This window comes from Chitinophagaceae bacterium (assembly GCA_016713085.1).
Taxonomy (GTDB): Bacteria; Bacteroidota; Bacteroidia; order Chitinophagales; family Chitinophagaceae; genus Lacibacter.
The window spans coordinates 560,378-584,370 of record JADJPV010000001.1 but is presented as its reverse complement, the minus strand read 5'-3'; the positions used below and the strand labels follow the sequence as shown (position 1 = coordinate 584,370).

General features: G+C 39.8%; 20 protein-coding genes and 6 pseudogenes. 18 read left to right on the top strand and 8 right to left on the bottom strand.

Annotation, left to right across the window (positions count from 1 at the left end; genetic code table 11):
* Positions 1-53: 53 nt before the first annotated feature.
* Both IPK31_02865 and IPK31_02860 read right to left on the bottom strand, forming a co-directional pair.
* The gene (locus IPK31_02865; GenBank protein MBK8086982.1) at positions 54-1,196 is read right to left on the bottom strand and encodes a 5-(carboxyamino)imidazole ribonucleotide synthase; all 1,143 of its coding nucleotides are present in this window, start codon (positions 1,194-1,196) and stop codon (positions 54-56) included.
* Positions 1,197-1,277: 81 nt separating this feature from the next.
* Complete coding sequence (locus tag IPK31_02860; protein ID MBK8086981.1) at positions 1,278-1,616, bottom strand: GIY-YIG nuclease family protein; 339 nt, start codon at positions 1,614-1,616, stop codon at positions 1,278-1,280.
* A gap of 273 nt (positions 1,617-1,889) precedes the next feature.
* On the opposite strand from IPK31_02860, the pseudogene hppD reads away from it, so the two are divergent.
* The 3 genes and pseudogenes from hppD (at position 1,890) to IPK31_02845 (ending at position 6,269) form a co-directional block, all read left to right on the top strand.
* Positions 1,890-3,021, top strand: a pseudogene (gene hppD, locus IPK31_02855) (4-hydroxyphenylpyruvate dioxygenase).
* A 90-nt stretch (positions 3,022-3,111) separates the two neighbouring features.
* Positions 3,112-4,272 carry an energy transducer TonB gene (locus IPK31_02850; GenBank protein ID MBK8086980.1) on the top strand — a complete coding sequence of 387 codons (1,161 nt, stop codon included), beginning with the start codon at positions 3,112-3,114 and terminating at the stop codon, positions 4,270-4,272.
* 68 nt (positions 4,273-4,340) lie between these two features.
* On the top strand, positions 4,341-6,269 hold the full coding sequence (locus IPK31_02845) for a T9SS type A sorting domain-containing protein (GenBank protein MBK8086979.1): 1,929 nt from the start codon (positions 4,341-4,343) through the stop codon (positions 6,267-6,269).
* A gap of 8 nt (positions 6,270-6,277) precedes the next feature.
* On the opposite strand, the pseudogene IPK31_02840 reads toward IPK31_02845, so the two are convergent.
* Positions 6,278-7,539, bottom strand: a pseudogene (locus IPK31_02840) (aspartate kinase).
* 170 nt (positions 7,540-7,709) lie between these two features.
* On the opposite strand from IPK31_02840, the gene IPK31_02835 reads away from it, so the two are divergent.
* On the top strand, positions 7,710-8,444 hold the full coding sequence (locus tag IPK31_02835) for a hypothetical protein (protein ID MBK8086978.1): 735 nt from the start codon (positions 7,710-7,712) through the stop codon (positions 8,442-8,444).
* A gap of 42 nt (positions 8,445-8,486) precedes the next feature.
* Here IPK31_02835 and IPK31_02830 read toward each other — a convergent pair whose 3' ends face one another.
* Positions 8,487-8,708, bottom strand: a complete 222-nt coding sequence (locus tag IPK31_02830; GenBank protein ID MBK8086977.1) for a YdeI/OmpD-associated family protein — start codon at positions 8,706-8,708, stop codon at positions 8,487-8,489.
* 499 nt (positions 8,709-9,207) lie between these two features.
* On the opposite strand from IPK31_02830, the gene dnaK reads away from it, so the two are divergent.
* Together dnaK and IPK31_02820 are read left to right on the top strand one after the other, a co-directional pair.
* The gene (gene dnaK, locus IPK31_02825; GenBank protein ID MBK8086976.1) at positions 9,208-11,115 is read left to right on the top strand and encodes a molecular chaperone DnaK; all 1,908 of its coding nucleotides are present in this window, start codon (positions 9,208-9,210) and stop codon (positions 11,113-11,115) included.
* 414 nt (positions 11,116-11,529) lie between these two features.
* Complete coding sequence (locus tag IPK31_02820; protein MBK8086975.1) at positions 11,530-11,817, top strand: TlpA family protein disulfide reductase; 288 nt, start codon at positions 11,530-11,532, stop codon at positions 11,815-11,817.
* Between the two features lie 176 nt (positions 11,818-11,993).
* Here IPK31_02820 and IPK31_02815 read toward each other — a convergent pair whose 3' ends face one another.
* The gene (locus IPK31_02815; protein ID MBK8086974.1) at positions 11,994-12,146 is read right to left on the bottom strand and encodes a hypothetical protein; all 153 of its coding nucleotides are present in this window, start codon (positions 12,144-12,146) and stop codon (positions 11,994-11,996) included.
* Between the two features lie 180 nt (positions 12,147-12,326).
* Between IPK31_02815 and IPK31_02810 the strand changes: the two genes are divergently transcribed.
* The 6 genes and pseudogenes from IPK31_02810 to IPK31_02785 all read left to right on the top strand — a co-directional run bounded on the left by IPK31_02810 (position 12,327) and on the right by IPK31_02785 (position 16,710).
* Entirely contained in the window at positions 12,327-12,836 is a 510-nt protein-coding gene (locus IPK31_02810) for a hypothetical protein (GenBank protein ID MBK8086973.1), read from the top strand.
* A 102-nt stretch (positions 12,837-12,938) separates the two neighbouring features.
* The gene (locus IPK31_02805; GenBank protein ID MBK8086972.1) at positions 12,939-13,451 is read left to right on the top strand and encodes a hypothetical protein; all 513 of its coding nucleotides are present in this window, start codon (positions 12,939-12,941) and stop codon (positions 13,449-13,451) included.
* An 81-nt stretch (positions 13,452-13,532) separates the two neighbouring features.
* Positions 13,533-14,024 carry a cupin domain-containing protein gene (locus tag IPK31_02800; protein ID MBK8086971.1) on the top strand — a complete coding sequence of 164 codons (492 nt, stop codon included), beginning with the start codon at positions 13,533-13,535 and terminating at the stop codon, positions 14,022-14,024.
* Between the two features lie 86 nt (positions 14,025-14,110).
* A pseudogene (locus IPK31_02795) lies at positions 14,111-14,375 on the top strand (CBS domain-containing protein).
* 114 nt (positions 14,376-14,489) lie between these two features.
* Positions 14,490-16,310 (top strand): ABC transporter ATP-binding protein, encoded by a 1,821-nt coding sequence (locus tag IPK31_02790; protein ID MBK8086970.1) that lies wholly within the window; start codon positions 14,490-14,492, stop codon positions 16,308-16,310.
* A 109-nt stretch (positions 16,311-16,419) separates the two neighbouring features.
* Positions 16,420-16,710 (top strand): annotated as a pseudogene (locus tag IPK31_02785) (DUF3276 family protein).
* Positions 16,711-16,978: 268 nt separating this feature from the next.
* Here IPK31_02785 and IPK31_02780 read toward each other — a convergent pair.
* The 3 genes and pseudogenes from IPK31_02780 to IPK31_02770 all read right to left on the bottom strand — a co-directional run bounded on the left by IPK31_02780 (position 16,979) and on the right by IPK31_02770 (position 18,650).
* A complete protein-coding gene (locus IPK31_02780) occupies positions 16,979-17,629 on the bottom strand; it encodes a serine protease (protein ID MBK8086969.1) in 651 nt (216 codons plus the stop codon).
* A gap of 13 nt (positions 17,630-17,642) precedes the next feature.
* Positions 17,643-18,083, bottom strand: a complete 441-nt coding sequence (locus IPK31_02775) for a hypothetical protein (GenBank protein ID MBK8086968.1) — start codon at positions 18,081-18,083, stop codon at positions 17,643-17,645.
* Position 18,084: 1 nt separating this feature from the next.
* Positions 18,085-18,650: pseudogene (locus tag IPK31_02770) on the bottom strand (sigma-70 family RNA polymerase sigma factor).
* A gap of 143 nt (positions 18,651-18,793) precedes the next feature.
* On the opposite strand from IPK31_02770, the gene IPK31_02765 reads away from it, so the two are divergent.
* The 6 genes and pseudogenes from IPK31_02765 (at position 18,794) to IPK31_02740 (ending at position 23,955) form a co-directional block, all read left to right on the top strand.
* The gene (locus IPK31_02765) at positions 18,794-18,970 is read left to right on the top strand and encodes a hypothetical protein (protein ID MBK8086967.1); all 177 of its coding nucleotides are present in this window, start codon (positions 18,794-18,796) and stop codon (positions 18,968-18,970) included.
* 386 nt (positions 18,971-19,356) lie between these two features.
* The gene (locus tag IPK31_02760; protein MBK8086966.1) at positions 19,357-20,259 is read left to right on the top strand and encodes a prephenate dehydratase; all 903 of its coding nucleotides are present in this window, start codon (positions 19,357-19,359) and stop codon (positions 20,257-20,259) included.
* 1 nt (position 20,260) lies between these two features.
* The gene (locus IPK31_02755) at positions 20,261-21,412 is read left to right on the top strand and encodes an aminotransferase class I/II-fold pyridoxal phosphate-dependent enzyme (protein MBK8086965.1); all 1,152 of its coding nucleotides are present in this window, start codon (positions 20,261-20,263) and stop codon (positions 21,410-21,412) included.
* 61 nt (positions 21,413-21,473) lie between these two features.
* A complete protein-coding gene (locus IPK31_02750) occupies positions 21,474-22,322 on the top strand; it encodes a prephenate dehydrogenase (GenBank protein MBK8086964.1) in 849 nt (282 codons plus the stop codon).
* Entirely contained in the window at positions 22,319-22,777 is a 459-nt protein-coding gene (locus IPK31_02745) for a GNAT family N-acetyltransferase (GenBank protein MBK8086963.1), read from the top strand. Before IPK31_02750 ends, IPK31_02745 begins: the two co-directional genes overlap by 4 nt.
* Positions 22,778-22,888: 111 nt before the next feature.
* Positions 22,889-23,955: pseudogene (locus tag IPK31_02740) on the top strand (bifunctional 3-deoxy-7-phosphoheptulonate synthase/chorismate mutase type II).
* Positions 23,956-23,993: the final 38 nt, after the last annotated feature.

Genomic DNA, 23,993 nt, shown 5'->3' with positions numbered 1-23,993 from the left:
TGCAGCAATTGTCTCAGCAGAAGGGTTCTGTTTTTTCAGGTTTGGATTAAATGCTAGCCCGGTTGAAGAATCTTATTGCTCTTTGCTTTGAGCATATGTTTAATGCGGTTGGCATTGTAAGTAAGCCCCGCTCTGTCTTTTCCAAGAACAGTTACATGCCCCATTTTCCTGCCGGGTTTTGTTTGAGCTTTTCCATAGAGATGCACAAAAGCGTTCTCCATCTTCAGCACTTCTTCAAGCCCTTCGTAATAGGCCGGACCGCTGAAGCCTTCTTCGCCAACAATATTTAAAATAACTGCTGGCATAATGGGATCTGTGCATCCGAGAGGATAACCCAGCATAATTCGCCAAAGCATATCAAATTGTGAGGAAAAATTGCCTTCAATGCTGTGATGGCCGCTGTTGTGTACACGGGGTGCTGTTTCGTTTACCAGCACATCTCCTTCTTTATTCACAAATAATTCCACGGCAAATAAACCCGGAGAGTTGAGGTTGCGAACAACAGCCATGGCAATGGCTTCCACTTTCCAGAAGGTTTTTTCCGGAAGCTCGGCAGGCGATACCTGGTAATCCAGCAAATTCAAAATGGGATCAAAGATCATTTCAGCAGGCGGGTACATGGTTGTTTGGCCATCAGTTCCAACTGCCACGATCATGGCAATTTCCTTTTGAATGGCGACTAATTTTTCCAGCACGGCAGGAGCATCAAACCCTTTTTCAAAGTCAGCTTCGGTCTTCAGTAATTCTACACCACGTCCGTCATATCCGCCCATTCCTAATTTGTGTGCAGCAGGCAGAAAGGAAGCCAATGCTTTCAGTTCCTCTTTGTTTTCTGTAATCACAAATTCTGATGTTGGAATCTGGTGATGCTGATAGAATTTCTTCTGTTCAATTTTATTTTTAATGATGCGGAGCGCAGATGGTTTTGGGAAGATGCTTACTCCTTCTGCTTCCAGTTTTTCCAGTGCTTCCACATTCACACTTTCAATTTCTATAGTAAGTGCATCCAATCCCTTACCAAAAGCATAAACGGTTTCAAAATCTTTGATGTCGCCTTTGGTAAAATGATGACAGAGATGTGCAGCAGGGCATTGCTCATCATTTTCCAATACAAAAGTTTCTACGGGATAGTTGGCTGCAGATTGTAATAACATTCTTCCTAATTGTCCGCCGCCGAGGATGCCGATACGTTTCATGGGCTCAAAGATACGGGAAGGTTTTTTTTTACCCTGAGCGAAGTCGAAGGGTTAAAGAAGTTCGAGCGAAGTCGAGAATTTTTATTTTACATCCTTAAACTTAGAATGTGAATAATTCTGGCATTGAGCCAGTAACGTAAGTTTGTGGAGGTTGTTTTCCATTAATGCAATCTTCTTTGCTCTTGACCATCCTTTCAATTGTTTTTCTCTTTGTGCAGCTTCCAGAGAAAACGGAATTGTTTCATAATACTTTAACACAACAGGCCTTCGCTTAAATGTATAACAGGTTATATAGATTCCATCACAATGTTCCTGAAAACGCCTGATCAGGTCATTTGTTAAACCAGTATAAAAAGAACCATCATTACATTCTAAAATATAGACATAATAAACTTCCTGAGGGGTGTCTTTATAAATCATATAGTAAAATAATAACTCTAACCCAAAATCTCGACTCCGCTCGATTTCTTCTGCCGTATCCTTCGACTCCGCTCAGGATACGATCTTTCATTTATAATTTTTTATCTTTGCTTATGCTTCCGGATTATCCAACCAAACGATTCAATGATGAACGCAGCAATTACTCTTTGCTGATGGAAGTATTGGCTATTGATGCTATTTGAAGATGAAATTCCTGTCCGCTGATTGGCGGAATAACTTCTCACTTTTTCTGAATTTCAAAAAAGTAATTGCATGTCAACAATAACCTCCAACAATAAAATACAATCATCTGAAACAGATTTTCTACCATTGCACGGCACGGACTACGTAGAATTTTATGTAGGTAATGCAAAGCAGTCGGCTCATTATTATATCACAGCATTTGGTTTTCAGCCACTGGCTTATGCCGGACCTGAAACAGGAATGAAGGATAAAGTGAGTTATGTGGTTCGGCAGAACAAACTAACCCTGATGCTTACAACACCATTACGCTCAGGGAATGAAATCGCCGATCATATTTATAAACATGGCGATGGTGTAAAAGCACTGGCCTTAAAAGTTGATGATGCTGCTGCCATTGACCGAAACAACCAAACGTTCTGCAAAAAAATACATGGATGTTACAAGGCTGAAAGATGAAGATGGGGAAGTGGTCATGAGCGGCATTCACACCTATGGCGATACGGTTCATTTATTTATTGAACGGAAAAATTACCGGGGAATATTTATGCCTGGTTTCAGGCAATGGAACAACCCTTATTTCAAAGTGCCGGAAACAGGACTGCAGTATGTTGATCATTGTGTAGGAAATGTGGGATGGAATCAGATGAATCCATGGGTTAGTTTTTATCAAAACGTAATGGGCTTTCGCAATATTCTCAGCTTTGATGACAACGATATTTCAACTGAGTATTCTGCATTAATGAGCAAAGTTATGAGCAATGGAAATGGTTATGTGAAATTCCCCATCAACGAACCGGCTGAAGGAAAGAAGAAATCGCAGGTGGAAGAATATCTTGATTTTTACGACGGGGAAGGGGTACAGCATGTTGCCATGGCAACCAATCATATTGTTGAAACCGTAATGGAATTGCGCAGCAGGGGAGTTGAGTTTCTGCAGGTACCAACAACTTATTATGATGATTTGCTCGACAGAGTGGGCCATATTGATGAGGACCTTGCTCCTTTAAAAGAACTGGGTATTTTGGTTGACAGAGATAATGAAGGGTATTTACTGCAGATTTTTACCAAGCCTGTTGAAGACAGACCTACGCTGTTTTTTGAAATTATTCAGCGAAAAGGAGCGAATAGCTTCGGAAAAGGCAATTTTAAAGCATTGTTTGAAGCAATTGAACGGGAACAGGAGGCAAGAGGAAATTTGTAAATTTACTGGGCAGTTTTACACCCGTTTTTAATTTACTTTTACAAATAATTTGAAATATTTTTACAAAGGTGCCGTTCTAAAGAATCCAGTATGCTCAACAAAGCCTTTTATATTTACCTCAGTTTGTTTTTTACTGCAGCCATTACTGCAAAGGCACAGTATTCATTTGATGATGCTCCCAGGAAAGGATTAAAGGTTACCAGCATGTTTGCGAGGGTAGAAGATTCCTTAAAAAAAGAATTCCAGGAAAAAGGATTGCAATGGCCCATGAAGTATATGTACATGCGGGCTTTCAAGCATGAAAAACAAATGGAAGTATGGGTAAAGAATGACTGGAGTGAAACCTTTCAGCTGTTCAAAGTGTATAAGGTTTGTGCCACTTCAGGAACCTATGGTCCAAAACGAAAAGAAGGCGATAAACAGATCCCCGAAGGATTTTATTATGTGAATGAATTTAATCCCAACAGTAATTATCATTTAGCACTTGGTTTAAACTATCCCAACGCTGCTGATGCAATACTCAGCGATCAGAATAAACCCGGTGGTGATATTTATATTCATGGTAATTGTGTTACCATCGGTTGCCTGCCACTTACTGATTCCTTAATTGAGCAGGTATATTATTTAGCATCTGTTGCAAAAGAACAGGGACAGGATTTTATTCCTGTACATATCTATCCAATGAGGTACGATAACAACAAGGCCCTGGAACAATTCGGCATCAAAACAAAAAACAAACAGGATGTGCAGCAGTTTGCTTCACAGATAAAAGATGCTTACGAGTATTTTGAAGATACACATCAGTTAGCAACTGTGTTGATTGGTAAGAATGGAAACTATGTAGTTGCAACCAATCCGGAAACACCGAAAGTGCCAAGGTTAAAAATTATTGAAACAAATAATGTGGCTAATCCTTATGCTGCCTGGGTACTGGAAGAGAAAGTTGACCGGGTTCCTTTTTATAAAGATGGAAATGCTGCTTTGCAGAAGTGGTTGTTTAATCTCAGTCAGTCACTGGTTCCCATGTTAAGCGGGTATACTTCCATTTCATTGCAGGTAGAATTTATAGTAGATAAGAATGGCAACACCGCTTTGGCCAATGTTATACGTGGAGGCTATACTGAATTAAATAAAAAGGTGAAAGAAAGATTTGAGAAAGAATTGAAATGGTCACCTGCAACAAAAGATGGGCAGCCGGTTAATACAAAATTGAAACAGAACCTGAATATTTCGGCACCGGAAGATTTATAGAGCTACAGCTTTTTTGCATTCCGGAACTTCATTTGAGGAAGTCCTGCACTGTTTGGAAACCAACCATCATGAAGTTTCTTCATCATATTATCCTGTACGTTGTTTCATGCATTTGTATATCTGCTATGCATGCACAACCTGCATCCGGTATTGTGAATGTGTATTTTAAAGTAACAGATTTCGTTCCAGCTTATAATGGTGTAAGGGTTCAGAATATTACCGGTCTTGCTACCGGCGACAGGGTAATGCTTATTCAAATGAAAGGAGCATCCATTAATGAAACAAATACCTCCTCATTCGGAAATATTTCATCAATTGGTAATGCAGGTAAATATGAATTTGCCACCATCTGCAGTTTCTTAAATGATACAGTTGTTTTTGAACGGGAGCTGATCAATACATACGATTATACACAGGCTGTTCAGTTAATTTATGTACCTCAGTATACAGATGTAACAATCAACGGAACCTTACTGGCTAAAGAATGGGATCCTGTTGATGGTACGGGTGGTGTAATTGCCATTGAAGCATCAGGAACAATAACCATGAATGCTGCAATCAGTGCTGACAGTGCCGGATATAAAGGCGGGTTATTATTTAATAATTCAGTTTCCAGCAGATGCGGGAGTGTTTCAGGTTATTATTTCTCAACAGCACAATCAACAGATCCCGGACTTGGTGGCGCAACAAAGGGCGAAGGGGTTGCGGCATTCATTACAAATAAAGAAACCGGGCGTGGTAAGCAGGCAAATGGTGGTGGCGGTGGTAACGTAGATAACACTGGTGGTGGTGGTGGAAGCAACTATGGAACTGGTGGAGATGGCGGCAACAGAACAAATACAACATTGGGAATTTGTAATGCAAATACGTTTGGATATGGGGGATTGCCGTTGAGCTCATACGGATATTCTTCCGTTGCTGCCGATAACCGAATTTTTATGGGTGGAGGCGGTGGTTGCGGTGAAATGAATAACACTGCAGGAACAGCAGGTGGCGATGGTGGTGGAATTATTTTCATCAAATGCAATCAGCTAATTGCAAATGGATTTACAATTTCAGCGAATGGTGCTCAGGGTATCAATCCAATTCAACCGGTTATTACAGAAGCATCTGGTGATGGCGGCGGTGGTGGAGGAGGAGGAGGTGTGGTGATTTTAGATGTTGCATCATATTCAGGAAGCTTAAATGTGCAGGCTAACGGAGCCAATGGTTCAAACGCAGGTTTTCAGAATCAATGTCCGGGCCCTGGTGGTGGTGGCGGTGGCGGTGTAATTTGGTATAGCGGAACTTTGCCCGGAACTGTAACAGCAACTGCTACCGGAGGTGCAAATGGAATTATAAAAAATGCACCTGCGCATAATCCACCCTGTGAAGGATTGCCGAATGGTGCAACTTCAGGAACGAATGGTATGGTGCAACCTGGTTTTCAAATAACTGAAGGTGCTGTTTATAATTGCGGTGGGTTACTACCTGCATCAGCAATTAAAGAATGGTATGGGAAACGTGTAAGTGATGGAGTTGAATTAAACTGGAAGCTGGAGCAAACAGATGCAATCGAAATAGTTTCATTAGAAAAAAGAAATGTACGTGGATGGTTTAAAACCTTGAAAGAATATCAATCACCTGCTGATGGAGCCTTTCAATATCTTGATGCATCGAATGAGTTTCCGGTAACCTACCGGTTACTGATCCGGGATAAATCAGGACGTACACAATATTCAAGTCAGTTGTTTTTTGAACGGCAGAAAGCAAAACGGCTGAATGTTTATCCTAATCCTGTTGCAGATGAATTAAGAATTGAAATCCCTGTATCAACAGCAGGAAAAACTTCTGTTTCTGTTTTTGATTATACAGGCAAACAGGTGATGCGGAAAGAAGTCATGATCAGCAGAAACCAGGTTACAACTATACCGCTCGGCCAGCTTGCTGCAGGAACGTATACAGTTCAGTTATTCTGGAAAGATGAATTGTATATTGGTAAGATTGTTAAACAGTGAAACAACGGTTACATCATTAATATCTGAACAGTATCGGGACTTTGCTGCTGCAGTTCAATTGTTTTACCCGCAGTCATTTTCTCCAGCAATTCTTTTGTATAATGACGGATGCTTAACAGTGTTAAACCTTTTTCTACCTGCACATCAAATGTTGTTGCCGCTTCCAATGCTAATTTCTCAATCTTATCCGGTCTGTCGTCAAGACAAACCTGTAAACTCACTGCATGTGTTTGAATAAGGTTGGGTTTTATTTTCAGTTTGGCCAAGATGCGGTACAGTTCACTCATGGGTTCTTCACCAATAAATGAAAAATCTTTTGTGTGCAATTGCAGCAACACCTGGTTTTGTTTCAGCACGAGAATGGGCGGAAGATTTTTCACCGGGTTGTTATGAATAGTTGTTCCGGGCAGGGCAGGGTCTGAAAAACATTTTACAATCAACGGAATATTTTTATTCTGTAATGGCTTGGTTGTTTTTGGATGAATTACCTGTGCACCATAATAAGCCATTTCAATTACTTCATCATAATTCAATTCACTGATGTATTGTGCATCGGCAAATTCTTTTGGGTCGGCATTCATCACTCCTTTTACATCTTTCCAGATTGTGAGGTGTTCGGCATCAAGCATATTGGCAAATAAAGCAGCTGAGTAATCACTTCCTTCACGGCCAAGTGTGGTACTTTCATTTTCATCGGTACAGCCAATAAATCCCTGTGTAATAACAATATTGGTTCTGTTGAAAACAGGCTTCACCTGTTCATCAATTTGTTGCTGTGTAAACGCAAGGTCAATTGTTGCATCACGGAAATTATCATCGGTTCGGAATATATCCCGTACATCCAGCCATTGATTGTTTATGCCGATTTCGTTGAGGTAAGCACTCACAATGGAAGTACTCAGCAATTCACCAACACACACAATCTGGTCGTAATAATAATCATACTCACGAACAGGTTTATCATGCAGCAGCCATTCCACTTCAGTAAAGAAATTATTGAACTGTTCCATCAGCGGATTGAAATGTGTAACCAGTAAAAACTTGGCTTCATCAAGATGCTGCAGTTTTACCGCCCGGAATAATTGAAGTGCTTCTTCTTTCTTTCCTGCAAAAAAGGCGTCGGTTACTTTTTCCAGTGCATTGGTGGTTTTCCCATTGCTGAAATAAAAATCATCATTTTTTCAGAAGGGAAATGCTGAACGATAAAACCAACATTCCTGATTTTTTCATAGTTACTTACACTGGCGCCGCCGAATTTGAAAACCTTCATGGTTGATTAGAAAATTTGCTGAAGTAAAATTTTGAAAATTGAATGATTAGCCTCATTCGAATAAGGAGCAAAGATAAGGTGAGGAAGCCCAATGTGGAGTGAGGAGACTTAACGTGCCCCTTATGATTTTAAATTTTAATGTATTATTTTTGTTTTTTTTAAATGCAGTTATGAAAATCACAAACCCTATTTTCCTTTTTTGCTGTTTCCTTTTAACAGCCTGCAGTAAGCAAAGTAATGATGATAGTAAAACACCCGATAACTGTGTCATTTCAAAACTTTCTCAGCAGGGAGATACTACAGCTCTAAGTACCAATTACAGTTTTAACGCACAAGGCCTTCCCACCCGCATCAAAGCAGTGAGCTATGAGATCAATTTCAGTTACAACAATAGCCAGGTTATACAAACAGAAGGCTCTCATACCACTACTTATACCATCGGGACAGATTCTTTGGCACAGTATGCTATTATAAAAGACGGAATCAATGTTGACAGCACTGTATTTCTGTACAACTCAGAAAAGTACCTTGTAAAATCTATTCATTATTTTAATAGTGTAAAAAAAGACAGCATTGGGTATGTTATTGAAAACGGCAACGTAAAATCTATGACCTATTATAATGAGTATGGTTATGTAAACTACTTTCGAAATTTTACCTATCACAGTAATCTTGAAACAAAACATTGGATGTATACCAAAATCAACGGAGATTATGGTTATTTCTATTATCCCTGGTTGGGGAAGCCCAATAAAAATCTTTTAAAATCGTCATCACAGTACAGTGATTTGGAAGATTATACTTACCAGTTTGATCAAAACGGTAAAATTGAAAAAATACAGGTAACCATTTTTGGAACCCCTAATATATCTTACAGCATTAATGTTGGGCATACCTGCAGGTAAACAGGGATGCTGTTGTCTGTTCACCCAAAGGGTGAGCGGTCATCAGAGATTTCTCGGATTCTTCCATTGTTTTCCCAGCCGTTCAATGGTTCCGTTCACTCTTTCCTCTCTTGTCTTTTCCTGTTTGGCAGTAACAATCCATTCAATGTATTCTTTCTTATTAGTAAAGGATAGTGTTTCAAAGTATGCCGCTTCTTTTTTATTTTTCTTTAAAGCTGAAGAAAGATCAACCGGCAGTTTTACTTCTTTGGTTGTTGGGTTCACCCAGTTAAAAATTTCTCTTACTGCAGGCTTTGCTTCTTTTTTCTGATCAGCTGTTGTTCTCGGCCGGAAGCCAAATGTGCTCCAGGTTTCATCAAACGATATTAAACTGATCCAGGTAAGGTGATCGCCATGTTTCAGTAATTTATCCCAGCCCTTATCTCTTGTTAAGTCTGTTTGAATTTTTGTAACAATCTTTGATTTTGAGTTTTTGGCTGATCGTTTTTGGCATAAAACAAAGATAATTCTGTATGCTGAAACCTTGACGGCGGTTTCAACCCCGTCAGCGGTTTTGTAATTCCGAAGCCTGATACACCCGGTTTTAGCAGCTTTGACAGCAAATTAAAAAACCAACCAGCTTTTTCCGACATCCCCGCATAATTCATCCCAAATGAAAGCAGCTTTCTGCCAATTTTTCACCCTTTTCCCCATGGCACTATCATTGAGTAGTACAAGTGAACCTGTCTGCCGACAGGCAGGCTTAAAAATAAAAATTTTTATCATGGGAAAAATTATAGGAATCGACTTAGGAACAACAAACAGCTGCGTATCTGTAATGGAAGGAGCTGAACCTGTTGTGATAGCAAACGATGAGGGACGCCGTACAACCCCATCAATCGTGGCTTTTCTGAAAAATGGTGAACGTAAAGTAGGTGATCCGGCAAAGCGCCAGGCAATTACCAACCCCGTTAATACTATCAGTTCAGTAAAACGTTTTATGGGCCGCCGCTTTGATGAAGTGGGTGAAGAAATAAAACACTGGAGCTATAAAGTAGCGCAGGGTGACAATAATACACTTCGTATTGACATAGATGGCAGATTATACACGCCGCAGGAAATTTCTGCGATGGTGCTGCAAAAAATGAAGAAAACAGCCGAAGATTACCTGGGCCAGGAAGTAACAGAAGCGGTGATTACCGTGCCTGCTTACTTTAATGATGCACAGCGTCAGGCTACCAAGGAAGCCGGTGAAATTGCCGGTTTAATTGTTCGCCGTATCGTAAACGAACCTACCGCAGCAGCATTGGCTTATGGCCTTGATAAAAAACACAAGGATCAGAAGATCGCCGTGTTTGACCTCGGTGGTGGTACGTTTGATATTTCTGTTCTTGAATTGGGCGATGGTGTATTTGAAGTAAAGTCAACTAACGGTGATACACACCTTGGTGGTGATGATTTTGATAAAGTAATCATTGACTGGCTGGCTGATGAATTCAAAAATCAGGAAGCAATTGATCTGCGTAAAGATCCTATGGCTTTACAGCGTTTGAAAGAAGCGGCTGAAAAAGCTAAGGTGGAATTATCATCTTCCAGCGAAACAGAAATCAATTTGCCATATGTAACGGCAGTGGATGGTGTACCCAAACACCTGGTAATTAAACTCACCCGTGCAAAATTTGAAGCATTGGCTGATAAATTATTTGAGCGTTGTTTGAAACCATGTGAACTGGCATTAAAAGATGCGGGTTTGTCTACTTCTGATATTGATGAAGTGATTTTGGTGGGAGGTAGTTCACGAATTCCTAAAGTACAGGAGATCGTTGAAAAATTCTTTGGTAAAAAACCAAACCGCAGTGTAAATCCTGATGAAGTGGTTGCCGTGGGTGCAGCTATACAGGGTGCCGTTTTAACCGGTGAAGTAAAAGATGTGTTGTTGCTTGATGTTACTCCGCTCAGTCTTGGTATTGAAACCTTAGGTGGTGTAATGACAACGTTGATTCCAAGTAACACAACCATTCCTTCTAAAAAATCAGAAACATTCAGTACTGCATCCGATAATCAACCTGGTGTACAGATTCATATTCTACAGGGTGAGCGTCCGATGGGGAAAGACAATAAGAGCCTCGGTATTTTTAACCTCGATGGTATTCCACCGGCTCCACGTGGTGTTCCGCAAATTGAAGTAACATTCGATATTGATGCCAACGGTTTATTGCATGTAAGTGCAAAAGACAAGGGCACAGGGAAGGAACAAAAGATTCGTATTGAAGCGGGCAGTGGTTTAACCAAGGAAGAGATTGAAAAGATGAAGAATGATGCGAAAGCAAATGAAGCAACCGATAAAGCAGAGAAGGAAAAAATAGAAAAAATCAACATGGCCGACAGTTTAATTTTCCAGACAGAAAAGCAACTGAAGGAATATGGTGAAAAAATTTCTGCTGAAAAGAAAGCTCCGATTGAAGCAGCCCTGGAAAAACTAAAAGAAGCACACAAGTCACAGGATGTTGCAGCTATTGATGCAGCTATGACGGAGATGAATACAGCATGGACAGCCGCAAGCGAAGAAATGTATAAAGCAACCGAGCAGGCAGGCCCTCAACCGGGAGCTGATGCAGGACCGGGTGCTTCAACTGAAGCCAATGCAAAAAGTGATAATGTGGAAGATGCGCAGTTTGAAGAAGTGAAATAAGAAAAGGTAATTATCATACTAAACCCCGGCTATAAAGCCGGGGTTTTATTTTTATCTTGCATTTCTTATTTAATGAAAAACATTATTAAAAAATGCGCCTCATTTTTTTTAGCCTGATCTTATTCTTTGCTGTCACAGCAACTGCCCAAACAACTGTCAAATCTAAACTTGACGAAAACGCAATTGTGGTTGACAGTACCGGTTACAGATATCCCTATGCAATTTGGATAGGTCTCCTTCGAACAGGATTATACAAGTCGAAACCGGTTAATCCGAAAAATCCAAATGAGGGAATGGTTATGATTCGAATGACGAGGGAAGAGGTTAAGCGCAGAGAAGAGAATGCACCAAAGCCAAGAGAATCCCCTTTTTTTCAATACCGGAAATACATTTCAGAAATTTAAGTTGAAGGATATGGAAGGGAGGAAATACAGTCTCAATGATCTGAAGGGTAAAGTAGTTGTTATTAACTTCTGGTTTATCAATTGTGCTCCATGCAAAGCGGAAATACCGCAATTAAATAAACTGGTTAAAGAGTTCAATCAGGATGAAGTGGTATTTATTGCTGTGGCACTGGATAGTTATTCTGAGCTGAAGGATTTTTTAAAAACCACTCCGTTTGATTATCATATTATTGATGATGGCCGCTACTTTGCACAGGGTAATGGTGTTAAGTCTTACCCCACTCAAAGTACTGGATAAGGAGAGTAAAATTTATTACCATACAACCGGGTTGGCAACAGGAACAGTTCCTTGGCTGAAACGTTCAATCCAGGAATTACTGAAGAATTGATTCTGCAAAATCGATTGATGTTTACCAAACGAATAAACCCATCAATTTGATGGGTTTATTTATATAAAACTTAGTGAGAATCTTTTTAAATGAGATCCAGTGCCTTTGCCAGGTAATACACAATAAAAGGTAAGGTAACCGTAATAAAATTGGCGTAAGGACTGATATAAAGAACTACAAAAGCTGCTACAGAAACAAAAAATAAGATCCAGTTGAGTGCAGATGATTTCTTTTCCATGCGTTGATATTTTTGCGAAGATAAGGGAAGGAATGCAGAACTGTAAATCTACCCAAAAAATGCAGTTGATGGAGTAATCAGCCAGACAAACAGCTTTTTTGCCTCACATATTTATGTCATTGTTAATTTTGCCTCAGTTTCCTTATTTTGCTCCATCACTCATCAAAACATTATTCTGCTATGAGAACAATCTCTACTTTATTAGTCACTTTATTCTTCAGCCTGTCAGCCAGTGCAGGTATGATTTATGTGCCGGCCAATTCAACAGACAATGCCAAAGCCGGTAAAATATCTGCTGCAAGTATGTTAGGTCAGTTAGATGCCAAAACCTTTCTTTCATTAACTCCGGCCAAAGTGCAGGAAATGACGGGAACCAAAATGACTTTGGGTCAGAAGGTATCACTTAAAATGGCACAGCTGGAAGTTAAAAAGCAGTTGAAAAAAGGAAAAGCAGTAAACATGGCCGACATGGGGAAAAAAGCAGAAGGCGGTATTAATTTCCTTTGGCTGCTTGTCGGGTTTTTCCTTGGAATTATTGGCGTTTTGATTGCCTATCTTACAAGAGAGGGCTCGGACGATAACCGTGTAAAATCTGCATGGATCGGTTTTGGAATATCAGCAGTACTCACCATTATTTTATATGTTGCACTTTTTGCAGCGTTGGCCAACGGTGATTATTATACTTATTGATTATATGTACAGTAAAAAATAAAAAATAATGACTATTGTCATTTGCTTATTTGATTTGATTCCATTATTTTAGATTTATTATTAACCAAAAACACGTTTATTATGAGAAAGATTACAATCTTTTTTCTTGCTGTCGCCTTCAGCATTTCTTCCAACGCAGGAATGATTTATGTACCTGCTAACTCAACTGACAATGCAAAAGCCGGGAAAACTTCTGCTGCAAATGTATTCGGTCAGTTAGATGCAAAAACTTTTCTTGCTTTAACTCCCGCCAAAGTACAGGAAATGACCGGTACTAAAATGACATTTGGCCAGAAGGTTTCTTTAAAAATGGCTCAGATGCAGGTAAAAAAACAATTAAAGAAAGGCCAGGATGTTAACATGGCTGAAATGGGAAAAAAAGCCGAAGGTGGAATTAATTTCCTTTGGTTACTCCTTGGATTTTTACTTGGACTTATCGGAGTATTGATCGCTTATTTAACAAGAGAAGGTAAAGATGATAACCGGGTAAAATCAGCATGGATAGGTGCTGCTATCTGGCTTGTTTTATGGATTATCTTAGTAGTTGCCGTGTTTGGATCAGCTAATAAAATCGTAAATACATACGGCGGGTAAGTAAATTATTTTTTAATAAAACCCCTTTCATGGGGGTTTTTATTTTTATAAAGAACTTCGCCTTTAAAAGATTCTATTCAAATGAATAAAGAACAACTGGAACAAAGAATTGAAGACTCATTAGTCAGTGAACATTTTAAGATTAGCACAAAAGATTTTTCCCGCCCCTGGGGTGGTTTTTTTGTATTAGATGAAAACCAGGCCGACCTCTTTATTGAGACCTACTTCCCAACTTATAAAAAGGAAGACTTAATGCTTGGGAATAAACTCAGTCCTAAAATACTGGTGGTTGAACCGGGTAAACGGTTGTCATGGCAATATCATCATCGCCGTGCAGAAATTTGGCGTGTGGTGGAAGGTGAAGTGGGAGTGGTTATGAGTGAAAATGATGATCAAACTGAGCCAACTTTATTTGAACCGGGCGACATCATTGTACTTGCCACCGGACAGCGTCATCGACTGGTAGGTTTAAACGATTGGGGTGTAATTGCAGAAATATGGCAGCATACCGATACTGAACATCCTTCTGATGAAGATGATATTGTTCGCCTGCAGGATGATTTTGGAAGATGATTGTATAAAAAGAGTAAATAAAAAAGATGTGTATGTATCCGGCACATCTTTTTTTATTATCTTAAAGCAGAATTAAATTGCCGTATATGAGAAAAGTTTCAAATATTCTTCAGCGTAAAGGAAAATCAGTGATATCTGTTGAGCCGGAATTGCCTGTTATCAATGCACTGCAGTTAATGGCCGATAAAAATATCGGTTCAGTGATGGTAATGGATAATAACGAACCGTTATCTCCCGGTTTTTGAGAACGATCAGGTGTGCGGTATCATCTCTATTACAGATGTGGTTACGGAAACCATCCTGTCGCAAAAGGAAACAATCGAACAGCTAAAGAGTTATATACAATCCTGATCATCGTCTGATGCCCCGTCAGACAAGTTTTATAAAATCAAATGTCAGACGGGGGCGTCAGACATTTGATGAGCGGTCATGCAGCATGCTTGGTAATTGTAACTTCGCTTCTGCATGAAGCATCTTTCCTATCTAAATAAATATTTCTGGAAGTACAGGTGGCGTTTGCTGCTGGGTATCCTTTTTATTTTTATCTCCAACTACTTTGCCGTACTGGCACCGCAGGTTACGGGGTATATAATTGATAAGGTTCAGACAAACTTAACTGGCGGAGCAAAAGAAAAAATTATTGAACACAATGACCGGTTTGTAAACTGGGTGATCAGGAACATTGAAACATTCTCTTTCTCATTTACAGGTATAGTAGCATTGTTTGGAATTGTCCTCTTTCTGTTTGCCATTTTGCGTGGATTCTTCATGTTCCTGATGCGGCAAACAATTATTGTTATGAGCCGGCATATTGAATACGATCAGAAGAATGAAGTGTTTCAGCATTACCTGAAGCTGGATACCAACTTTTATAAAATTCATGAAACGGGTGATTTAATGAACCGTATGGCAGAAGATGTAAGCCGTGTGCGGATGTACACGGGCCCGGCGGTAATGTATCTCATCAACCTTATAGCATTAATATCGCTGAGTGTTTATTACATGGTGAAGAAAGATCCGGAACTTTCTTTCTATGTACTGGCACCATTACCCATTTTAGCTATCACTATTTACTTTGTCAATAATATCATCAATAAAAAAAGCGAAGAGGTTCAGGCAAAATTGTCCGATCTCACTACCAACGCACAACAGGCATATTCAGGAATACGGGTAATTAAATCCTTTGTACAGGAAAACGCAATGCTTCGTTTTTTCCGTTCAAACAGCGAGCAGTACCGAAACAGCGCCATGAGTTTGTATAAAACCGAAGCTGTTTATTTTCCCATCATGGGTTTGATCATTGGTATCAGTACATTATTAGTGATCTTGATCGGTGGATTAAAGTACATGAAAGGTGAACTCAACTTTGGTGACATGGCAGCCTTTATCATGTATCTCACCATGCTTACATTTCCTGTAAGTGCTATCGGATGGGTGGCCAGTACCATTCAGCGTGCAGCAGCATCACAAAGAAGGTTGAATGAATTTCTGTTAACAGAGTCAACCATACAACCACCTGCAAAACCAATTGAACATCAGCTGCAGGGTACAATTGAATTCAGCAATGTAAATTTTGTATATCCGCATACAGGAATTGAAGCATTGAAACAATTCAGTTTGCTGATTAAGAAAGGCGAAAAGATTGCAGTGATTGGCAGAACTGGTTCGGGCAAAACAACCATTGCTCAATTGTTACTTCGATTTTATGATCCAACAAAAGGCGAAATAAAAATTGATGGAGTTGTTCTTTCACAACTTAATCTGCAGCACTACCCAAGTCAGGTAAGTTATATACCGCAGGAAGTATTTTTGTTCAGCGATACCATTGCCAATAATATTGCCTTTGGTGCCGTATCAGAAGCAGATGACCGGATACAGATGGCCGCAACTTCTGCATCTGTTCATAAAGACATTCAATCTTTCCCTGCTGGTTATCAAACAATGGTGGGAGAAAGAGGGGTTACTTTAAGTGGCGGACAGAAGCAACGGATTTCCATTGCCCGTGCTTTGGTGAAAGATCCTGGATTGATTATCCTGGATGATTGTTTAAATGCTGTGGATGCAAGAACCGAACGGGAAATTCTTACTCACCTGTCAGGTTACCTGCAGAATAAAACAGCCATCGTAATTACTCACCGTATTTTTTCATTGCTTCAGTTCGACCGGATTATTGTAATGGATGACGGTTATATTGCTGAGCAGGGAACACATGAAGAACTGTTGCAGAAGCAGGGTTTATATGCCGATTTGTATAACCGCCAGCAGGTGGAAGAAACCCGTTCTTAATTGCTGAAATTCTCTGTTTTTAATGCTCTCCGGAAAATTTTGCCAAATCGAAAAGAACTATATCTTTGTCGCTGTTTAAAAAAGACTTGAACAACTAAAACCAAAAACTGTGGCGTACGAAAATAATGACAAACGGATGGAGAGCATTTACAGCAAACGAATCCGTGCAGGAAAGAGAAGAACTTATTTCTTTGATGTAAGGGCAACACGTGGAAATGACTATTACCTCACCATTACGGAGAGCCGTAAACGTTTTACCGGTGAAGGATATGATCGCCATAAAATTTTTCTTTACAAGGAAGACTTCAACAAATTCATAAAAGGGCTGAGCGAAGCAGTTGATTATGTGAAAACAGATCTGATGCCTGATTTTGATTTTGATGCGTTTAATCATGAAGATGCTCCTTCAAGTGGTGATGGCGAATATGCATCAGAATCATCTTCAAACGGAACTGCAGCAGTTGCAGTGCAGAGGTTCAGGAAACTCAGGCTCCTGTTATTGAAGAAGAAAGACTGGTTGAAGAAGCGCCGGCAGCTGGAAGTGCAAACCAATGATAATGGTTTAGCCAGCGAAGAGGTTGACAAATGGTAAGAACCCAAACCGACTGATAAAAGAAAACCCCGCAATTGCGGGGTTTTTAGTTTTATATAAGGGAAGAGAAAATCGCTTAATAAACTTTTACCATGAATACATAATCCTGTAATTTCTTTACCTGCTGTACCTGGTCCATTCCTTTTACAGAAGGAGCGGATGGAAGTTTCAGATCATGGATGGTTGTATCATCTTTCTTTAAATCATTTACAGCCTGTATAATATATTTTGACTGGATAGCGAATACAACACCTTCGGCCTGTGTTTCTTTTGTACTGAGGATACCAATGATTTCACCTTTACGATTAAATACCGGTCCACCACTATTGCCTGGGTTAGCAGCAACTGCAATCTGGCAGCTGAGAGTATCGCCATTAAAACCAGTTTTAGCACTCAGGTAACCTTCGCCATACACAATTTCATTACGGGGATAACCTAATGTAAAAATAGGTTCAGCAATATCAGTAGAAGATTTGCGGATGCCATAAGGTAATGTGCCCATTGATTTATAATCTTTATCCTGAATTTTCAGGATGGCAATATCCTTTTCCAGATCAATCTTTACAATAATGGCTTTGAATTCAACGCCTTTATTATTGAAAACAATAGCACCCTTCGCATTTTTTACAACGTGTGCATTAGTAACGAGGTAGCCTCCTTTTCCATCAACCAGAAAAGCAGAACCGCTTTCTTTAATTACTGCTCCCGGTTCAAGTTTGCTGATCACTGTATTCAATTGGCTAGCCTGCTGGCGTTGTTTGATTTCCAGGATTGTTGACTTCTTTCGCTAAGATCAGTAATCGCTTTATCATTACTTTTGGAGTAAATAAAAGCGTCATACCGCTGATTGATAAGGCAGTAATCCCTGCAATAGAAGCAGCAATAGTAATGGTACGTTTGTAACGTTTCCAGATATTCACCACTTTAGCACCTGTTGTAAGATTTTCTTCTTTTATACCACCATCCTGCAGCAATTGGTTGTGCACCTCATGCAAAGAATGCTTCATTTCACGCACTCCGCCATAACGTTCCAGTTCCTGTAAGAAAAAAGAATGCTCAACCACCAGTTGATCAATTTCAGGCTTTGTTTGCCTTAATTGTTCAAACAGGGCTTTTTCTTCAGCACTCATTTCCCCTTTCAGGTAACGTTCAGTCGCATCTAATAATAATAAATCATCCATCTCAGTCCCCTTTTTTATATTGAGCAAAAAATATCTTTTTCAATCGCATTAAACATTTGTACTTCTGGTTCTTCGCATTGTCGGCGTTGGTATATCCAAAATCACTGGCGATATCCAGCATCTGCTTTTTCTGGATATAATAGGCCTCCAGTAAACTTTTGCAGGGTTCTCCTAAATGGTTCATTGCCTTTTCCAGCACACCAAAAGCCTCATTTCTCCGTTCATGCGCTTCCAGTTCCTCTTCAACCGGTACAATCTCCTCCAGACTTTCAACTGGTGCTCCAAACCGTTGCAATTGCTGTAACCGTTTGAGCCAAAGCCTTCTGCAAACTGAATAGAGGTAGGTTTTAATTTGACAATTCAGCTCAAGTGAACCCTCCTTTGCCTTCTCAAAAGAACGATCATCGCTTCCTGAAAAATATCTCTTGCATCATCCGTTGTTCCGCTGTTATTCAGAATATAGGTCTGAACCATGCTGTAATTCTGCTTGTACAGTGTTTCAACCGCTTTTCTGTCGTTCCGGGCTAATCCTTCCAGTAATTCTGCTTCGTTAATCTCAGGTTTCACGATCTCTGTGTGTTTTAATACCAAAATGGGCAAATTGTAACCCAAAGAACGGCTAAAAAACTTTTTTAAAAAAACGGGGTTACCTTTTTCTGCTTTCTGTATTAATCCCTGATAATTATCTTAAACTTTAAAAAATCAAAAGAATGAAAAAGGTTTTATTAGCGCTCGCTATCCTCGGATTTGTAGCATGTAACAACGAAACAGAAAAAACTGAAGCAACTGACACAACTACTGTAGCTCCTGCTGTTGATACTGCAGCTCCTGCTGTTGTTGATACAACTAAGAAAGATACAGTTGCAGTTGACACAACTAAGAAATAATCTTAGCGAAGGACTTAAGTGAAGAGTGATTATCCCTGCTTGCCGGGTGTTGAGTGGGGTCCGAAGTAAAAATTTTCATATGGCAAGCAATCGTTAACGGCCGCTCTATTCTTAGAGTGGCTTTTTTCATTTCTATACTTTTTTTGATACTAACACTTGTTTTATCATTTCGCTATTTTATATTTGACCTGCAATGACACAGTTTAAAGGATTCCGTTGGTTTTATTTTAGCTTCTTTTATTTTAGAATGAAGCCGGGAATGCTTTTGTTGACTGTACAGAACTGAACAAACTAAATCAACATAAAGAATCCCGGCCAAAAGGTCGGGATTTTTGTTTGCCCCCAACCCCTGAAGGGGAGTAAGGCATGAGCCTAAAAAAATTATGATGTCAGAAAAAAATGAAACAAATTTTAAGAGTGAGCCTAGTGTGGATGCCAGTTCCCCCTTTAGGGGGCGGAGGGGGCTTGCTGTTGCAATACAGGGGTATGAAGGCAGTTTTCACCAGGAAGCTGCCAGGCAATTCTTCGGAAAGGGGGTAGAAGTAATTCCCTGCGCCACTTTCAGAGAAGTGGTAAAGATTGGCGCTAATAAAAAAGAAAGCGATGGAGCTGTGATGGCGATTGAAAATTCTATTGCCGGCAGTATTCTCCCTAATTATAATTTATTACAGAAAAGTAACCTGAAGATTGTTGGTGAAGTGTACCTGCAGATTAAGCAGAACCTGATTGTAAACCCGGGTGTAAAACTGGAAGACATTAAAGAAGTGCATTCGCATACCATGGCTTTACAGCAGTGCTATGATTTTTTAGATAAACACAAATGGAAGCTGGTTGAAACAGAAGATACGGCTTTAAGCGCCAAACATATTTACCAGCACAAAAGCAAACATATTGCTGCTATCGCCAGCAAACTGGCTGCTGAATTATACAACCTGGAGATTCTTGCACCGGCTATTCAAACCATGAAGAATAATTATACCAGGTTTTTGATCTTGCAAAGAGAAGGAGTAGTGCCTGTTATTCCGAATGCTAATAAAGCATCAGTAAATTTTGTAACTGATCATTCAAAAGGAAGTTTGGCAAGAGTGCTGACAAAGATTGCGGAAGGCGGTATTAATTTAAGTAAGCTGCAGAGTTTCCCGATTCCCGGCAGTGATTTCAAATACAGCTTTCATGCTGATATGGAATTTGAAACCATTGATCAGTTTCATAAGGTGATTGAAGAAATGAAACCTTCAACAGTTGAACTGAAAATTTACGGCATCTATAAAAACGGAAAGACAGTTTAATATGATACAGACATCAAAACGATTGGAAGGTATTGGTGAATATTATTTCTCACAGAAGCTGAGAGAAATTGATGAGCTGAACAGGCAGGGAAAGAATATCATCAATCTTGGTATTGGAAGTCCTGATTTGCCACCACATCCTGATGTGATTAAAACTTTGCAGGAAGAAAGTGCAAAACCAAATGTGCATGCTTATCAATCATACAAAGGTTCTGCGGTATTACGTAAAGCCATGAGTGACTGGTATAAAACATGGTATGGCGTTGAAGTAAATCCTGATACAGAAATATTGCCATTGATTGGAAGTAAGGAAGGTATTATGCATATCTGTATGACTTATTTAAATGAAGGTGATGAAGTGCTGATTCCAAATCCCGGCTATCCAACTTACAGCAGTGCGGTGAAATTAGCAGGTGGTATAACGATTAACTACGATTTAGCAGATGAAAATAACTGGGAACCTGATTTAGCAGCATTGGAACAATCAGACTTAACGAAAGTGAAGCTGATGTTTGTGAATTATCCGCAAATGCCAACCGGGCAGTTACCTTCAGTTGAACTGTTTCAGAAATTAGTTGCTTTCGGAAAGAAGAATACTATTTTGATTGTTCATGATAATCCTTACAGTTTTATTTTGAATGAACACCCGATGAGTTTATTAAATGTGGAAGGAGCAAAGGATTGTGTACTTGAATTAAACTCACTCAGTAAAAGTCAGAACATGGCTGGCTGGAGAGTAGGCATGTTATGTGGTGCGAAAGAACGGATTGATGAAGTGCTTCGTTTTAAAAGTAATATGGATAGCGGTATGTTTCTGCCGCTTCAACTGGCAGCAGCAAAAGCATTGGGGCTTGGAAAAGATTGGTACGATTCAGTAAATGCTGTTTACAGGAAACGCAGGGAGAAAGTATTTGAACTGCTTGATTTATTAAACTGTGTTTATTCAAAAGAACAGGTAGGGATGTTTGTTTGGGCGAAAATTCCATCAGCTTATAAAACAGGGTTTGAATTAAGTGATGAAGTGTTATACAAAAGCAATGTGTTTATTACACCGGGTGGCATTTTTGGAAATGCAGGGAATGGATATGTAAGAGTGAGTCTGTGTGCACCGGTAGAAAAATTTGAAGAATCGATTAAAAGAATAAAGGGCTAAGAGTTCAAAGGAGAAAAAGAGATGAAAGAGTTTTCTTCTTTCCTGGCATAAATTAAATAAAATGGAACGTAAACGAATTGCAATCATTGGTCTGGGATTAATTGGCGGGTCGCTCGCTATTCAGCTGCATGAGAAAAAAATCTCATCAAAGCTGATTGGTGTTGATGCCAATCCTGAGCATGAAGCTAAGGCACTGGAACTGGAACTGGTGGATGAAATTCTTCCTTTGAACGAAGCGGTTAAACAGGCAGAGGTGATTATCCTTGCTATTCCTGTTGATTTAATGACGGGCTTGTTGCCAACGATCCTGGATAAAATTGATCAGCAGATTGTAATTGATCTGGGTTCAACCAAATCGCAATTGGTGGAAGCAGTTGCCAATCATCCAAAGCGTGGGCGTTATGTGGCAACACATCCTATGTGGGGTACAGAATACAGTGGTCCGTCTGCTGCGGTACGTGGAGCTTATGAAAATAAAGCAGTGATTCTTTGTAATGAAGATGAAAGTGATAAAGATGCTGTTGCATGGACAACGGCTATGTTTAGAAAAGTAGGGATGCATTTACTGCACATGGAAGCAAAAGCACATGATCTGCATGCAGCTTATGTAAGTCATATTTCACACATCACTTCTTTTGCATTGGCGAATACAGTACTGGAAAAAGAAAAAGAAGATAATGCCATTTTTGAAATGGCAAGTGCCGGTTTTGAAAGTACGGTTCGTTTGGCCAAGAGTAATCCTGCCATGTGGGTGCCGATCTTTTTACAGAATAAAGTGAATGTGCTGGATGTGTTAAATGAACATATTGAGCAGCTCACAAAATTTAAAGAAAGTATTGAAACGGGTAATACAGAAACATTACGGGTGTTGATTGAAGATGCTAATAAAATCAGGAGGATCTTGAAATGATTTTTAGGGAAGCAACTGTGAGTGATATTGAGCAGATACAGGTTGTACGGAATGCAGTGAAAGAAAATGTATTAAGCGACCCTGCGTTGGTACCCGATAAAGATGTGGAAGAATATATAACGAAAAGAGGAAGAGGCTGGGTTTGTGTAATTGATGATGTGGTTGCAGGATTTTCGATTGCTGATTTGGTTGATCATAATATCTGGGCATTATTTGTCCATCCCGATCATGTAGCGAAGAGAATTGGCAAACAGTTGCACGACCTGATGCTGGATTGGTATTTTGAACAGACAAATGAAAAAGTATGGTTGGGGACAGCACCCGGCACAAGAGCTGAAACATTTTACCGGAAGCAGGGATGGAAAGAAGCAGGTGTACATGGAAAAGGGGAGATCAAATTTGAAATGAGCAGTGCTGAATGGAAAACCAAACGTACAAGTACACCGACGCTATAGGCTATCGTGTACAAGTGTGCGACGCAACAGAAGCTGAACATTGAACAAAACGATGACTATATAAAAAACTTAACTTTACAAACATTAACAATGCAAACAATCGAATCAAACATGAAAGAAAAAGTGCAGGAAGCCTGGGGTAAAAAACCGCTCATCATCAGCGGACCATGCAGCGCTGAAACCGAAGATCAATTAGTGGCAACCGCACAACGGTTAGCCGCAACCGGAAAAGTAGACATGCTGCGTGCCGGTATCTGGAAACCACGTACCAAACCCGGAATGTTTGAAGGCATTGGGGCCAAAGGATTACCGTGGCTGCAAAAGCAAAAACATTAACAGGTTTGCCAACTACTGTTGAAGTGGCAACCGGTAAACAGGTGGAAGATGCACTGACGTTTGACGTGGATGTATTATGGATTGGTGCACGTACAACTGTGAACCCGTTCAGTGTGCAGGAAGTAGCTGATGCATTACGTGGTGTGGATATTCCCGTGCTGATTAAGAATCCAATTAATCCTGATTTGGAATTGTGGAGTGGTGCAGCAGAACGTGTTGCACGTGCAGGTGTTAAACAGATCGGTTTAATTCACCGTGGATTTTCTTCTTATGGTAATTCTGAATACCGCAATGCACCGATGTGGCATTTAGCTATTGAAATGAAACGCCGCAATCCTGATATGATCATCATCAATGATCCTTCACATATTTGCGGACGCAGAGATATTTTATTAGAGACTGCACAAAAAGCAATTGATCTTGACTTTGATGGTTTGATGATTGAAAGTCATATTGATCCTGATAATGCATGGAGCGATGCAAAACAGCAGGTTACTCCTGAACGTTTGGCAGAAATGCTCAACAGTATCATCTGGCGTAAAGAAGATGTGGCATCAGAAGAGTATCATGCAGCACTGGAAAAATTACGTCAGCAGATCAATCACCTTGATGATGAGTTGATGCAGATCCTCGGTCAGCGTATGAAAATTGCAGAAGGAATCGGGCAGTACAAAAAAGATAATAATATCACCATTCTGCAGACAAACCGCTGGAATGCAATATTAGACAGAGCATTTAAAGAAGGTGAGCGAAAAGGATTGAGCAAAGAGTTCATCACCAAGTATTTTGATGCGGTGCATATGGAAAGTATTAATCATCAGAAGAAGATACTGGATAGCTGAGAGCCTCATCCTCCAACTCCTTCTCCAAAAGAGAAGGA